Source organism: Salinivibrio sp. ES.052, from assembly GCF_900141775.1.
Lineage (GTDB): Bacteria > Pseudomonadota > Gammaproteobacteria > Enterobacterales > Vibrionaceae > Salinivibrio.
Genome location: NZ_FSRI01000001.1, coordinates 553,357 through 567,999 on the forward strand (window position 1 = coordinate 553,357; position 14,643 = coordinate 567,999).

Annotated in this window: 11 protein-coding genes and 2 pseudogenes; 2 read left to right on the forward strand and 11 right to left on the reverse strand. The window is 44.2% G+C overall.

Annotated elements, in window-relative coordinates; genetic code table 11:
* Positions 1 to 209: 209 nt before the first annotated feature.
* Positions 210 to 1,886 (forward strand): Hsp70 family protein, encoded by a 1,677-nt coding sequence (locus BUQ98_RS02565; RefSeq protein ID WP_074212364.1) that lies wholly within the window; start codon positions 210 to 212, stop codon positions 1,884 to 1,886.
* A 1-nt stretch (position 1,887) separates the two neighbouring features.
* Here the strand turns inward: BUQ98_RS02565 and BUQ98_RS02570 are convergent, their stop codons facing one another.
* The 6 genes and pseudogenes from BUQ98_RS02570 to BUQ98_RS17260 form a co-directional block, all read right to left on the reverse strand.
* On the reverse strand, positions 1,888 to 4,653 hold the full coding sequence (locus tag BUQ98_RS02570; RefSeq protein ID WP_074212365.1) for a J domain-containing protein: 2,766 nt from the start codon (positions 4,651 to 4,653) through the stop codon (positions 1,888 to 1,890).
* The gene (locus BUQ98_RS02575; protein ID WP_074212366.1) at positions 4,640 to 5,395 is read right to left on the reverse strand and encodes a DUF1266 domain-containing protein; all 756 of its coding nucleotides are present in this window, start codon (positions 5,393 to 5,395) and stop codon (positions 4,640 to 4,642) included. Before BUQ98_RS02575 ends, BUQ98_RS02570 begins: the two co-directional genes overlap by 14 nt.
* 114 nt (positions 5,396 to 5,509) lie before the next feature.
* A complete protein-coding gene (locus BUQ98_RS02580; protein ID WP_074212367.1) occupies positions 5,510 to 6,127 on the reverse strand; it encodes a GGDEF domain-containing protein in 618 nt (205 codons plus the stop codon).
* Positions 6,128 to 6,766: 639 nt separating this feature from the next.
* Positions 6,767 to 7,975, reverse strand: coding sequence for a mannose-6-phosphate isomerase, class I (manA, locus tag BUQ98_RS02585; RefSeq protein WP_074212368.1), 1,209 nt, complete (start codon positions 7,973 to 7,975; stop codon positions 6,767 to 6,769).
* 96 nt (positions 7,976 to 8,071) lie between these two features.
* Positions 8,072 to 9,505: pseudogene (locus BUQ98_RS02590) on the reverse strand (PTS fructose transporter subunit IIC); the annotation flags it as partial.
* 65 nt (positions 9,506 to 9,570) lie between these two features.
* Positions 9,571 to 9,982, reverse strand: a pseudogene (locus BUQ98_RS17260) (PTS sugar transporter subunit IIA); the annotation flags it as partial.
* Between the two features lie 249 nt (positions 9,983 to 10,231).
* Between BUQ98_RS17260 and BUQ98_RS02595 the strand changes: the two are divergent.
* Positions 10,232 to 11,095 (forward strand): AraC family transcriptional regulator, encoded by an 864-nt coding sequence (locus BUQ98_RS02595; protein ID WP_074212370.1) that lies wholly within the window; start codon positions 10,232 to 10,234, stop codon positions 11,093 to 11,095.
* Here BUQ98_RS02595 and BUQ98_RS02600 read toward each other — a convergent pair.
* From BUQ98_RS02600 to BUQ98_RS02620, 5 genes are all read right to left on the reverse strand, one after another.
* Positions 11,086 to 11,850, reverse strand: coding sequence for a PTS sugar transporter subunit IIA (locus BUQ98_RS02600; protein WP_074212371.1), 765 nt, complete (start codon positions 11,848 to 11,850; stop codon positions 11,086 to 11,088). The two genes, BUQ98_RS02595 and BUQ98_RS02600, sit on opposite strands and share 10 nt — an antisense overlap.
* Entirely contained in the window at positions 11,847 to 12,164 is a 318-nt protein-coding gene (locus BUQ98_RS02605; protein ID WP_254813863.1) for a PTS fructose transporter subunit IIB, read from the reverse strand. Before BUQ98_RS02605 ends, BUQ98_RS02600 begins: the two co-directional genes overlap by 4 nt.
* Positions 12,165 to 12,324: 160 nt before the next feature.
* The gene (locus BUQ98_RS02610; RefSeq protein ID WP_074212372.1) at positions 12,325 to 13,581 is read right to left on the reverse strand and encodes a PTS ascorbate transporter subunit IIC; all 1,257 of its coding nucleotides are present in this window, start codon (positions 13,579 to 13,581) and stop codon (positions 12,325 to 12,327) included.
* Between the two features lie 11 nt (positions 13,582 to 13,592).
* Complete coding sequence (locus BUQ98_RS02615) at positions 13,593 to 13,880, reverse strand: PTS sugar transporter subunit IIB (protein ID WP_046075409.1); 288 nt, start codon at positions 13,878 to 13,880, stop codon at positions 13,593 to 13,595.
* Positions 13,881 to 13,997: 117 nt separating this feature from the next.
* Positions 13,998 to 14,441 carry a PTS sugar transporter subunit IIA gene (locus BUQ98_RS02620; RefSeq protein WP_074213551.1) on the reverse strand — a complete coding sequence of 148 codons (444 nt, stop codon included), beginning with the start codon at positions 14,439 to 14,441 and terminating at the stop codon, positions 13,998 to 14,000.
* Positions 14,442 to 14,643: the final 202 nt, after the last annotated feature.

Below are 14,643 nucleotides of genomic sequence, written 5' to 3' on the forward strand. Positions count from 1 at the left end.
CAGGAAATGCTATATGGCTGAGAGAAAAAATCAATAATAGTTTTAAGCATCTGTGAGTTTGAATGGTGACGAACAATAGTTGATAAAATTAACTGTAAATGAAATTATTCATTGAGATAATCTGGGCACTGTACAGTGATTTCATCTTTTAATTTTGGACTTGGAAAGGGTAGTATGTCGATATCTATCATTTCAATGAAAAAGCTTAAATGAAGACGTATGCAATTGGTATCGATTTAGGAACGACGCATAGTAGTATTGCGGTGTGGCAAGGCGATAGACCTACGCTAATTCCTAATGCTTTAGGTGAGTATTTAACGCCTTCCGTTGTCAGCTATGATGATGGGCATATCTTAGTGGGTAAAGCGGCTTACTACCGAAAATACACTCACCCTAGAAACACAGTAAGTGTATTCAAAAGAGCGATTGGCAGTGGCAAAGAGTACAGACTAGCGGATAAGAATTTTAACGCGAGAGAGTTGTGTTCTATCGTTTTATCTTCGCTAAAAAAAGATGCAGAGAACTATTTAGACGAAGAAATAACAGAAGTGGTCGTGTCAGTACCTGCGTACTTTAATGATCAGCAGAGGAAAGAAGTCGGCTTGGCAGCAACCATGGTAGGGTTGAACGCTGTGCGTTTAATAAATGAGCCTACGGCTGCTGCGTTGGCGTATAATGTTGAGCAAAAAAAAGATGGCCAGTACCTTGTTTTTGATCTGGGAGGCGGCACTTTTGATGTCAGTATCGTAGAGTATACGGCTGGTATTATTGAAGTTCATGCCTCTTCTGGCAACAATCGCCTGGGGGGAGAAGACTTTACTGAGGATTTGGTTGACATTGTTTTAGAGCGGACAGGAGGTGAGCGGGAAACAACAACACTCAGAGAGATGCAAGCAATTTACAGCGCTTGTGAAGAAGCAAAAAAAAATTATCGTAAATCGATGTTTATTGAATATGGCTTTACGAATCAGCATGGGCAATATGAAGAGGGAATATTCTTCTCTGAAGTAGAGCTAGATACTATCTGGCGCAATACTCTGAAAAAGCTAAAACAGCCACTCGAACAATCTCTCAGCGATGCTAATGTGAATGTGAGAGATATTGATGATGTAATTTTTGTTGGCGGTGCTAGTCGGCTTCCACATGTGCAAAAAATGGCAACACGCTTGTTAAGTAGATTTGGCCGTCATGATTTAGATCCCGAGACGGTGGTATGTATAGGCGCAACAATACAAGCAGCTTATCGACTTCGGCACAAAGCGATTGAAGATCTTGTTATCACTGATGTTTGTCCATACAGCTTAGGTGTTGCGGCTGAAGTGAATGGGCAGTCGGGAGTTTTTAGTCCCGTTTTAGAGCGGAATACTATAGTTCCCACCTCCCGTGTTCAGCGATATTGCACAAAATACGACACTGATAGCGAAATCGTAATCTCTATTTTTCAGGGGGAATCTTTCTGGGCTAAAGATAATATTCACATCGAAGATATTTCAATTGATGTCTCCACCTGTGCCGCCAATCATCCGATTGATGTACGCTTTAGTTATGATGTTAATGGTTTACTTGATGTTAATATAGATGTTGTAGACAAACCTCAACAAGTGGAGAAAACAATAGATACGAGTCCCACAGGGATCGGTGAAGGAGAAATCAAAGAAAGTCGAGAAAAGTTAAAAGCACTTAAAATTCACCCGAGAGAAAAAATACCCAATATTGTTTTATTAAATAGGTTACATAAACTTTATGAAGAAACGCTTGGTCAAGCAAGAAAGTCTATTGAGATGTTGATTATCTCCTTTGAAGAGGCATTGAGTACACAAGATTCTAGACATATCGATAAAGCTCGCCAACATATTAGTGAAATGTTGGCGGAGCAATATGAATAGATTATATATAGTCTGAAAAGCTTATTGAACCACTCTTTTTAAGTGAATAGGGCCAGCCCTTAGCTGTTATGGATGGTCCTTCTTTGACTGAAGCTAGTAGGTAAGTTAACCAAAGCGGAGTACATACCCAGTAGGCGCCTGTTGCGATGAAAACGATAAACCAAAAAGCGATCCATTTACCAAGCATCTTTCTGTTTTTATTGACAACACTCGTACCAACGATTAACCGAATAAGCAGCAAGTTTAGCAACATACAGAAGCCAAATATAGGACTTACCACAATAGTATTAGCACTCATGAATGGTTTAATTATACTATCATAAATTCCAACATCGCCTGATGATGCAAAGAAAGAAAAAACAATCACCATAAGGGCTTGTAACCGTAGTGTTTTGTTACCCGGCCATTTAAACTTTCGGGGCTTTACATCTCTATTTTTTTTTAACTCCTGATTTAGTTTTTTCTCTGCGTAGTGTGAAAAAAGTGAGAATGTAAACTTGTTATTTTTATGGGTGTTTTTGTTTATCTTTTCCAACTGTGTAGTATTAAACCCGATTTCATCAGCGCTTGTCTCCATAAAACAGAGTAGATAACTCATGCCATATGCATAGTCCAAGTATTGGTTGTCCTGTTCGACAGACTTTTTGGATGTTCTATGCAGTTGAATATCATCGCAAACTTGAATAATCTCTGGTTTGCTTCCGTAAATTAGAACATGTAAAACACCTAATAACGATGAGGCTTCATCGAACTTTGGCATATTAGCCAATTCTTGTTTGAGAATACGATTAATCTCGATATAATTTTTATTATCTCTCGTTATGATATCAACCATCTTATATATGATGGCTGCTTCAAATATATTTCGAGATGTGATACTGTGGTGACAAGCTTGAATTAGCTGCCTAGTCGATCTTTCGTCAGAGATGTATTTAAAGTCATTCTCAAGAAAGCTGGTATTGTACGAGCGTGTATACTGGTGGTAAATTTCTCGTTGGCAAAGCACGTCCGCTGAAGAATCACGCAATACTCGTTCGACTAAATCCATATCGTTGCTGAACGCTATGTCATAAATCATACCTAGAGGTGACTGTCTTATCGGTGAGGCGAATTTAGACATGACCTCTCGAATGTTTTTAAAATAGCGCTTAGGGAATGATTGATAAAAAAGATAAAATTCTGCCCACTTGGTTTTATCCTTATTATCTGTTGTCTGTATTTTCCCAGAAAGCTTTTCTTCAAAAATTTCTTGTTGAGCGATCGCGTCGAAATAGTCACTTTTATCTGAAAGAAAAAGCTTCGTATCTTCTCTATCTAATAACAAATCAAGCAACTTTTTAGGTAGAATAGGATGTCTAATAAGTGCTCCTTCCCATTCACTGCTTGTGGGAGCTGATATATCCTCTTGACTTATTTCACTATAAGTGAACCACTCGGCTGAGTAGTAGTGGGTTCTTAGTAATGAGAAAATATTATGGGTGGGAATACATTCAAGCTCTTTTTCAGCTAGGTCTAAAAGAAGTGTTGAAAGAAAACTCCAACGATAGCTCTCTATTTCTCTAGAGCGCAAGCTATTGACAACCTTTTCAAGGCCGTGCCAAGCACCGTAGTTGATATGCCACCATAGAGAAGCTAGATGGTCCTGCTCCGTAACACGATCAAATACAATATCGACCTTAGGCACAAACCCTTCATCTGCTATTTGGTCCCATAACATATCTATCGTAGGATTGGTCGGGATGAGATTATAAATTGGATAGGCTAGAGATAGCGCGTATTGCTGATTAATCCAACCGTTTTTCCTTTGAATCGCTACAGCCCATAACGTAAAGGTAGGATCAGTGTTATGATAAAAGAGCTGTAAAAGGTTAATAACTAACTCTTTGTTGTCTTTTAATGAGGCCAGTTTTTCTATCGTGATTAAAAAGTATTTCTCATTTTTCAAATAAATACAATGCTCTGCAAGAAGCATAAGTCGATCAGTATTTAGTGAATTTTCTTGTAAGGCTTTAGAGATCAACCACACATGGGTATCAATAGAGAAGGCGACATGGTTATAGTTTAATGCTTTGATACTTCTGAGTAGCCAGTAAACAATATTGAAATTATCAAATTGAGTAACTGTGTCTTTATGAATAATATAGTTGAGAGCGTTGATGTCGGTGTTATGCAATGCAAGAGCTAATGACTGGTAGTAACTCAGCATGGCTTTTTGGGTAATACTTGGTAGGCTATAAATCGTACTAATGTCTAACAAGTGATCGATAGAGCGCCAGTTATCAAGAAGTGATGCAAGTTGGTAATCATGACGATCACCGTTATAAAGTGCACTCCAGTTCAATAGATCCCATAATTCACTAATTACGAAAGAGGGGATCCATAATCTATCAGCGACAAACAAGCTCAGTTCCTTCGAGAGAGGAACAGATTGGTCGAGGGGTAATAATTCAATATGTGTAACCCACTTAGCCCATTCTCTTTCATAGTCTGACGAGAACCCTCTTTCGAGAAACAATTTTATATTATTAAGGGTCTCATTAAATTCGTCAATTGAATGGTTCTGTACGGTTGAAAAAATATCATCTGTATTGCAGAGAGTTTCTTCTTTTTCCAGGAAACTAAGAGCAGTTTCGTACTTTTCTCTAAGCTCTTTAAACCCCTCAGGATTATCTTCTGGGTGGTTATCTCTAAGCTTCAATTTGTACTTCGTCTTTAATTCTTCTGGGTTTGTACTTTCATCTAAGCCAAAAAACTCAAACGGATTCATTGTATTCCTCACTTTCTATCAATGGTTTAAGCGAGTCAGGGGTCTCCATTTCAGGAAGATAAACGCCATCCCAAGGCATCCAATGAATTGGATTTTCGTTATCGTGGAAACTAAATTTTAACCGATTTTTTAGTCTATTACGTAGCCCTTGGTTTAGGAATATATCACAGGTTTCTTCCTCATTGAGGTCATTTACTAGGTAGGCCCAATAGCAACTACCAAGAATCCATGAATGAGTATATTGTTGCCAAGATTTATAAAAAAACTTTGCTTTTCGAGCGATAATACTGTGGATGTAATAAAATTCGTCTTCAGATAGCCAATCTACTTTCAGTCCTTCTCTTGCGAGAAAGCATGCCCGTCCGTAATCGTAGCCACGTGTACCACCTAAACCTAATATGTCGTAAGTTATTGAAACGAAATCTATCTCGGCTTTTTCGCGGCTAGGTGAAAAACCTAATGCGAAAATCGACCATTCATGAGCCGTGCTGCTTGCATATTTAGCATAGAGGTGAGATAGAAAGTGTCCGTGTGTTCCCTCATAAACAAGAGAGTGTATTTGATGATAAAGAGAGGCTCTTTCTTCAATTCCCCAATCTCTTTCTAATATCTGGTAACAACACTCTTTGCTGTTTACCCAGTAAGGATCTAAATACTTTCTTTCTCCTTCAAAAATACTCGTATGAGGTGCGCCGAGAGTTAAAAGCCAATCTTTATAACTGACGTTTTCGCTTGCTCGCATTTTGCGTTACCGGTGAATGAAAACAAGACGGTAACATAGCTTTTTTTTCTACATTATTGCATAGATGACGCTACAAAAAACAAATTTTTTGGTGCGAGGTCACATTTTATGGGTTTACTCGTATTCAGCAATGACTTTATTCTTTCCTTCTTTTTTCGCTCGGTATAGTAGTATATCTGCTTGTTCCAGAGACAATGAGCGGGGTTTTTTTATATGGTACCTCAGGCCTGCGCTCACTGTTACACGCTCAGGAGCTGATAGAAAAAATGGCGTACTTTTCTCTATTAAAGTTACAACTTCATACGCATAACGCTCTGCACTCTCGAAGTTATCAAATCGGGTTATAACCGCAAACTCCTCGCCACCTATTCTTGCAACGACCTCACCATTGGTTGACACTCTTTTCAATATCTCAGCGACATACTGGATGACAGTGTCTCCAACGCCATGCCCGTAGCTATCATTGATAGACTTAAAATTATCTATATCTAGAATGAGAAGCCCGACCTTATCAAGCCCATTGAATTCTTCCAGTAACTCTGAGAAAAAGCGCCTATTTTTCAGTCCTGTAAGGCTATCTGTAGTTGATAGCATTTGTAGTCTTTTGTTAGCTTCCTCTAAGTCTTTTGTCTTACGAGCTATCGCCACTCTTACACTTACCTTATGAACAAAGTAGGCAGCAATAATAACGAGTAGTATTAAGAGAATTAGATCTGCCGGAATGTTAGTCATAGTAGCAACTCATAGCAAGCGAATAATAGTAAGCAACGAGAAAAGAAAGTCCATTAATTTTTGTTAAAAAAATCAGGTGTCTATCATCTATGCAATAAAGACAGTGATCAAGAATGAGGAGCGTCTCTTTTTTGAGACATCTGTAGATATTGCTTGGCATGTTAACCGAATATGTTTACATAGGTGTTAATTAATTTGGTTCTATGTATATTAATTGTTTATTAGCACTTTAGCACTAGCATTATTGATAGTATTGTAATTTGGTTAGCGGTTGGATGTCTAGTTAAACAGCAGACACAGGGAGTATCAATTTCATTATGTGATAATGACTGGATTATGGTTTGAGTATCGTGCCTGCTGAATAAACAAAATGCTTTTATGCCATTATCAAAAGTTATTGAAAATAGCCACTTATAGGTTCGGCTTTAGGTTTCATTACGGGTATGGCGATGACGTGGGGCAGTTTATTCAAGACTACCCAATCTTTGTTTCTCAGGTAGGGTGAGGAGCTGCCCATACTGAGGTCAACTGTGCTAAGGATAGTATTGTAGAGTGGAGAGTACGAGAGCCTGGAGCAGGAGATAAATAAGGATGTAGTGGTTGGTAGCAATCATTATTGCTACCGTTTCTATTTGCTTTCTAATCTATTTGACTAAACACCCTCACTGCATCGCCTTTACAGCTCAGCGAAAATGCTTTCGTGCACGCCGGTATAAAAATAGAATTACCTTTTTCAATGGTCAGCTTGTGGTCGCCATGAGAAACAGTCAGTGGGGCATCAATGGCGAAGATGACCTCACCGCTTTGCATATGGCACTTGAGATACTCAACCTGATTGTAATGCGTAACGGAAAAATCAGGCACGGCGATCGGGTAATGTGCCCCCTGTTCAGTGCGTGTTGGTTTGAGTTTAATGTGAGTGATTTCTATGGGTGCAAAGCTTGTACATGCGATGAGCTCGTCAACATCAATATGTTTGGGCGTCAGTCCGGCTCGCAGCACATTGTCGGAGTTGGCCATCACTTCTAGCCCGACACCATTGATGTATGCGTGAGGCGTACGCGCGTGTAAAAACATCGCGTCCCCTGGCAAAAGCGTCACGACATTGAGTAATAGCGGGGCAAATAGGCCGATATCTCCTGGGTGCTGTGTCGCCAGATCAATAATGGTATCGAAGGGAGCATCCGTTGCGTTTTCATCAGCCACGGCCATTAAGGCATTCACAGCCTCTGTTTTTTCGCAAGATTCAAGCGCTAATAGCTCAGCGAAAGCGCTTTGTAGCGTGTCTGCTGCGGGTGTTTCGATAAAGGCTTGGAAAACAGCATTTAGTGAGTCGCTGTTGATTTTGGTGACGTTTTCGATGATCTCTGCATGTGGACGAAATCCGTTCATTGCCTTAAAGGCAGTGAGTGCATAAATAAGCTCAGGCTTGTGGTTAGGATCTTTGTAGTTGCGGTGCGCCGCAGAGAGAGGAATACCTTGTTGGTTCTCTTTTTGATAGCCGTGTTCGGCTTCTTGCTTGCTGGGATGTACTTGGATAGATAGCGCTGTGTCAGCCGCTAGAACTTTGAATAGAAAAGGCAGCTCACCAAAGCGTTGGTAAACCTCCGTAGATAAGGCGGATTGTGGATCAGACTCAATCAGTGTGTTGAGTGGCAGCCAGTCTGTGCCAACTTGTATCTCGGAGCTGGCTTTAGGATGGGCGCCCATCCAGATTTCCGCTTGTGGCTGCTGATCGGGGTTCGGAATATGAAACATTCTGGGTAATGCTGTGCGGCTCCCCCATTGATAGGCTTGGATGGGGTTGCGCATTAAAAAAAAGGGCTGTGAGTGAAATGGGCTATTCATACTAGCTGTACTCTTAAACGAGAAATGTAGTCTCAAATGAAAAAAGCGGCCCCGATTGACGAGGCCGAGAATAATAATAATGCGGTTATAGCATACCTAGGCGGCTGATTGCAGCCACTGGGCTTTGCGCGCCTTCTTCAAGCTGACGCAAACCAATGCAGTCACCACCGCGCCGGCAACCATACAAACAAGGGCAATCACTGGCTTGTTCATCGCGCCAAGTAATGCCACTACGGGGCCTCCATGCGCCACACTGTTCGTCACGCCTAAACCGAAGGCCATCACCGCAGCTACCATCGAGCCAACCATATTGGCCGGGATCACCGCAATAGGGTCTTGCGCCGCAAAGGGAATTGCGCCCTCTGAAATGCCGACCAGGCCCATAGCCCCCGCCGCTTTACCGGCTTCATGTTCAGTGGCCTCAAAAATATTAAGCTTACGGCCTAATACGGTCGCCAAACTCATACCCAGCGGGGCCACTGGAATGGCACAGGCCATTGCGCCCATAAATTGGGTTTGGCCGCTGGCAATCATCCCGACGGAGAATAAGAAAGCCACTTTATTAAATGGGCCCCCCATATCGAAGCCCGCCATGCCGCCGAGTACAATCCCCAATAAAATGTAGTTACCGGTGCTCATCGCGGTGAGCATGGCGGTGAGCGAATCCATTAGGCTGGCAATGGGAGCACCAATTACAAAGATAAATAGCGCGGCGATAAACAGCGTACCGGTAATCGGCGCAATCATAATCGGAACGAGTGGTTGGAGGAATTTATGGTAATTTATGCCGCTGATCCATTTGACGAAATACCCCACAAGCAAACCAGCAATGATTGCCCCGATAAAGCCGGTTCCCGCTTCAGCGCCGTAAAAGCTGCCGGTATTCGCTATCCAGCCACCAATTAACCCTGGCGCAAGTGCAGGGCGATCCGCAATCGCATAAGCTATATAGCCGGCAAGCACTGGGATCATTAATTGGAAGGCTATTACACCGACATCCAGTACTTGTTGCCATGCACTGCCCTCAGGAATCGCCATGCCCGCTTCCGTCGGTTCACCGCCAATGGCAAGAGAAAGCGCGATTAACAACCCGCCAGTGACCACAAACGGGATCATGTGCGAGACCCCATTCATCAGATAGCGATATAAGTTACTTCGCCAGTTTTTTGAGGTGGTCGGTGGTGTGCTGTTGTTTGTATTGTGTGTTGATGTACCGCTCGCGTGGTAAGGACTTGCATTAAGAGCGGATTCGATTAAGCCTTTACCGTCTCGAATTGCTTCTTTGACGCCGACTTCGACTACTGGTTTGCCGTTGAAGCGGCTCATGTCAGTTTGTTTATCACAGGCAACGACAATGGCGTCAGCGCGCAATATATCGTCTTGGGTGGGCGCGTTTTTAACCCCAATAGAGCCGTTGGTTTCGACTTTTATTTCATAACCTAATTCTTCAGCGGCTTTCTCTAGCGCTTCAGCGGCTAGATAAGTGTGGGCGACGCCCGCAGGGCAGCCCGTTACGCCAATGATTAAGCCTTTTTTCGGCCCCGTATTGTTACTTTGTTGACTGGGTTGAGTCAGAAGTGTCATAACGTCACTGGCAGTATTGGCTGCCAGCAGTGCTTGTGTGAATCCTGGCTCGATAAGTTTAGATGAAAGGGTGGCTAGGACTTCAATATGATGATCTCCACCGTTTGTAGGAGAGGCGATCATAAAAAAGATATGCGATAACTCACCATCTTCTGCACCATAGTCGATGCCGTCTCGGCTAATACCGATTACCACGCCTGGCGTGGTCACGGCGTCACTTTTTGCGTGAGGAAGCGCGATACCAGCCTCAAACCCCGTATTACCGAGTGCTTCGCGCGCATTCACATCCGCAATAAAAGCGGCTTGATCACTGACACGGCCATTATTGACCAATGCTTGGCTCAGTTCCTTAAACACATCTTGCTTGCTGGTGGCGTCTAGATTGAGCAGTATTAATCGTTCGTTAATCAGTTCAGATATCATGATGGGCTCCTGCCAGTTTGTATGAACATAATGATTAGTTTGCTCCCGTCGACAGGTGGAAAATAGTGCAGAGAAATAGCATTTACTGGAAGATTGTGCCCAACCGTGTTTAGTGTGATCTTGCTCATTAGTCGGGTTCAGCGATTGTATGGGTATAATGATCGTGTTGTTGATGCGTCGTACTCACGTCGCTAATGGAAGTTTTCCGTTTTTGGAAGCGAGCTCGAACACGATCGTATAGGGATGATAATGAAAGCCTCGACACTTACCAGCTTTTCTAACTTGCTTGCATTACTAGAATCTCCTGATGAACCCTTTGGTCGAGTTATCTTTGCTAATGATTGGCAGGAGCCTGAGCCTTTCAGTTACCAAGTCAACTTTCCGCGCCTAGAAGTTGTTGTGTCCGGTCAATACACCAATATCATCTCGACACCGGAAGGCGTGAAAACGCATACGGTGGTCGGTGGAGAGGCGCTTTATATCGCGCCAAACTGTTGGAATAAACCTGATTGGCAGCATTCATGCTCGGTGCTGAGTTTACTATATGGCCGTCGGCAACTAGGGTTTAGTTTGGTGAATAAACGAGCGAGTGTGTCGGGCTTTTATGGGGTGCAAAAATTCTCAGTACCTATGCGCTCGGGCTTTGCGGTGGATAACATTCTTGAAGCGTTAAACGCGCTCTCCAAAGAGCCAAACAAGCAATTAACCGATGGGTACTTGATTAAAGCATTGTTGGCCTATACCCATCAATTGGTCGATAAACCGATATTCAATGCCCACTCTCGCGGGGAAGATCTCTACCAAGGGATATGTATCTATATTCAAGAACATTATCAACAAACCCTTTCGCGCGCGGACATTGCCGCACATTTCCACATCAGTCCGAGCCACCTGTCACGCTTGTTTAAACAGTATGGGCATATGACGTTGGCTGATTACATTGTGTGGGTGCGTATCGACCGAGCCAAGTTTATGCTGATGCGTTATGAGTTCCGATTAGTCGATATTGCCTGTCGTTGTGGGTTCAATGATGTGAACTATTTTTGCCGCGTGTTTAAAGCGAGAACGGGCAAGACCCCCTCGGAATATCGGCAGCTCAGTCATCAATCCTGATCTAAAACAGCATGTAGCATCGCAATTTGGGTAGGAATATCATCGCAGTGTGTTAGCCAGCGCCGAAATGTGGATGAAGATAACCGGCGAGATAAGCGACTGATGGCGCGTAGTATTGGACGCTCGATGTCACTAGGGACCGCAAGCGCAATGCACAGTGAAACCGATTCTCTATTCAGCCAGGTAATTGCTGGCTGACAGCGAGTGACTATGATGGTGGCATGGGAGATGCTGCTATCAATAATATGAGGGAGCGCAACATGATCACCTAGGTAGGTGGATGAATGAGCTTCTCGCGCCATAAAAGCGGCATAAGCTTGCATTGATGTGTCTTTTTCCGCAACGCGTTCAACGATCTCCCTTAACAGCGACTCATACTGTATGGCTTTGGTTTGTAAACCCTCAAAACGTAAGTTTAGATAGGTAACAGGCGATCTAAAATCGGACTTCTCATTTGTAGGCGCAGCGAAAGCGGAGGTACTGAGTAAATGCCAGTGCTTACTGACATATTCTGCAAGCACCAAGCACATCAATTCGGCATCAACTCCCTCAATCAAAAGCAGACAAATATCACTGGATTGGGTGCCAGTTGCAAGGATCGACAATGTATCGGTAGGGGGAGCTGTGCGATCTTTGCTGACATTAACAAAGGTACTTTGCCCACAAAAAAGTGAACATAGTCTTGCCAACTCGCTTAATTGCCAACTGGCTAAGCCTTGCTGCGAGGCGGAAAAGCAAACAAAAGCGCCTGTCATCGGGGCAATTGCTTTTGTAGTGCTGTTTTGGCGTCTGTAAGGACGTCCTCCATGGCAAGGCGAACGATCGTGGAGTTACTAAATCGCTCTGCTTTTTCAAGCTCAATATCAGAGACGATAACCACGCATGCCGCTTGCATGATTTCATCAAGCGATAATGCATTTTCAATTCCCATCGCTCCCTGGGTTTCTACTTTTATCTGGATACTGAGACTTTTGGCTGCTTTTTCCAGTTGCTCAGCAGCCATGTAGGTGTGTGCGATACCTGTAGGGCAAGCAGTAATTGCGACGATGTTGTTCATAGTGGATGGCATGCTGGTTGCTTAAAATCAGTGCTTGAAATAATGACAGTACAACATCATAAAGAAAAGCACTCAGAAGGAGAAGGTGAAGGAACTAGGTTGTGTTGGGACAGGCAGTATTCGTGAGAGGATGAACAAGCCAATCGGTCTGTTCATCCTTTTTTGTTTGTGGTTATCGCACAATCAGGCCGAGTAGGATGCCGACCACACCAAAGTCTGCGTCGCTAAAGGTGGTGTTGGCAAAGCCCAGATCGCCGAGCACTGGGAGCAAGAACACGGGCAGGAAGGTGATCAGTAGGCCTTGCGCAAAGGCGCCTAAAATTGCGCCGCGTCGTCCGCCGGTGGCATTACCGAATACCCCTGCCGCTGCGCCGACGAAAAAGTGGGGCACCACGCCTGGGATAATTACCGTAAGCCCCAGTATATAGAGCAAGAACATACCGACAAGCCCAGCAACAAAGCTCGATAAAAAGCCTACTAGCACCGCATTGGGCGCGTAGGGGAAGACCACGGGACAGTCGAGTGCTGGCTTGGCATTGGGTACCAGTTTGTCGGAAATCCCTTTAAACGCCGGCACAATCTCGGCAATCACCATTCTTACCCCTTGCAAGATCACATACACCCCGCCTGCAAAGGTGATGGATTGCATTAATGCAAACATAAACCAGTGTTTACCATCACTCACCTCGCGCACAAAGTCTCCGCCGGCAAACAGACACGTCACCATAAATATAATCCCCATGGTGAACGAGATAGCTACTGGCGTATCACGCAAGAACAACAGGCTTTTGGGCACGTCCATGTCTTCGGTGGAGTGGGCTTTGTTGCCAAACTTGCTGCCAATAAAGCCGGCTAACACGTAAGAGAGGGTTGAAAAGTGGCCAATGGCGACTTCATCCGATCCCGTGACTTGTTGCATGTAGCGATGCGCGATGGCAGGGAAAAACACCATCACCGAGCCGACAACCACAGAGCCTAATGCGACCAATGGGATGCCATCCATCCCGCTGGTGGAAAGAATCGCGGCGACCATCATCGACATAAACAAGGTGTGATGGCCGGTTAAAAAGATGAATTTCCACGGGGTTAAGCGTGCGATAAGAATGTTAACCAGCATGCCGAAGAACATGATCATTGCCATTTCCTTACCAAAGGCTTCTTGCGCAATGGAGACAATGGCTTCGTTGTTTGGCACCACGCCACTGATACCAAACGCATGCTGGAAAATGGTGGCAAAATCCCCGAGTGAGCTGACTACCAATGAGGCACCGGCTCCTAGGATCACAAAACCTAGAATAGTTTTGATGGTGCCTTTGATGCATTCAGTCGCGGGCTTTTTCTGGGCGATTAAACCAATCAGTGCAATCAAACCCACTAATACCGCGGGCTCAGAGAGCACGTCTTTCATCAGGAAGTTAAAAAAGGGCATAACGTCACTCCTTATAGGGCACCGAGTGCTTGTAGGGCCTCAGACAAGCGGGTTTTCATTGCCTCTTTGTCCACCATGTTGTCGAGTGCGACAATGCGCGGCGATACATTCATCGCTTGTAACTGCTGGGCGATATCGTTGGTGGCGACGAAAATATCGGCCTCTGTCCCAGAGACTGAGCCCAGATCGATATGGTCGACACTGGCGTCGACGCCAAGATCGTTGATGATTTTTTTGATGCTCATTTCCATCATTAGGCTGGTGCCAAGACCGTGGCCGCATACGACTGTGATTTTCATAATTTAGACCTTCTATTTGGGTTAACAGGTGCATTTTCAGCATGTTCGTTGTTTTAAAGCCGATAGCTAAGGGCGAGCCCTTTGTGTCTTTAAGTGTTGTTGCTACCGATGTAAGGGTTAGTAGTTGGCGATAATGGCTAATACTTCATCCACGTTGGTGGCGCGGCTGATCTGCGCGATGTGTGTGTCATTCATAAAAAGGTTCGCCAATTGGGAGATAGCCTCGACATGGCTATTACTGTCGGTGGCCGCGAGGGTGACTAGCACCTTAACCGGATCGTTTTCGGCGCTGTCAAAATTGACGCCGTTTTTGATCACTGTGATAGCCAGGGCGAGGCGGTTAACGCCATCCTCAGGGCGTGCGTGGGGCATCGCGATACCCGGGCCCACCACATAGTAGGGACCGATTTCTTGGTGTGAGCGATAAATCGCGTCGACATAGCTTGGCGCAATGGCACCGTTATCTAAAAGAGCTGCGCAGGCTTTGTTGATGGCATCTTGCCAATCGTTGGCATCCTGGTGAATGCGGATAACGTCGGCGGTAATCAGATCTCGTAACATGGCTCTATCCGTTTTAAAGGTTTTATTAGGTTGTTGGAGAATTGTTGATAACTCTATCGCTGAAAACTGAGCAATAAATGGACAATGATCACAAATGGTAGCGCTATCTGATAGCGCTACCATAAGATGTGATAGCGCTATCATTTTTTCTGTCTACCAATGCGTCATGCTACAAAGAGGCCATGCGGGGCAAGGATTAATC

Bases quoted from the DNA above. Each gene is read 5' to 3' on its own strand.
- BUQ98_RS02565 (WP_074212364.1), top strand. From the start codon at position 210: ATGAAGACGTATGCAATTGGTATCGATTTAGGAACGACGCATAGTAGT.
- BUQ98_RS02570 (WP_074212365.1), bottom strand. From the start codon at position 4,653: ATGAATCCGTTTGAGTTTTTTGGCTTAGATGAAAGTACAAACCCAGAA.
- BUQ98_RS02575 (WP_074212366.1), bottom strand. From the start codon at position 5,395: ATGCGAGCAAGCGAAAACGTCAGTTATAAAGATTGGCTTTTAACTCTC.
- BUQ98_RS02580 (WP_074212367.1), bottom strand. From the start codon at position 6,127: ATGACTAACATTCCGGCAGATCTAATTCTCTTAATACTACTCGTTATT.
- manA (WP_074212368.1), bottom strand. From the start codon at position 7,975: ATGAATAGCCCATTTCACTCACAGCCCTTTTTTTTAATGCGCAACCCC.
- BUQ98_RS02595 (WP_074212370.1), top strand. From the start codon at position 10,232: ATGAAAGCCTCGACACTTACCAGCTTTTCTAACTTGCTTGCATTACTA.
- BUQ98_RS02600 (WP_074212371.1), bottom strand. From the start codon at position 11,850: ATGACAGGCGCTTTTGTTTGCTTTTCCGCCTCGCAGCAAGGCTTAGCC.
- BUQ98_RS02605 (WP_254813863.1), bottom strand. From the start codon at position 12,164: ATGCCATCCACTATGAACAACATCGTCGCAATTACTGCTTGCCCTACA.
- BUQ98_RS02610 (WP_074212372.1), bottom strand. From the start codon at position 13,581: ATGCCCTTTTTTAACTTCCTGATGAAAGACGTGCTCTCTGAGCCCGCG.
- BUQ98_RS02615 (WP_046075409.1), bottom strand. From the start codon at position 13,880: ATGAAAATCACAGTCGTATGCGGCCACGGTCTTGGCACCAGCCTAATG.
- BUQ98_RS02620 (WP_074213551.1), bottom strand. From the start codon at position 14,441: ATGTTACGAGATCTGATTACCGCCGACGTTATCCGCATTCACCAGGAT.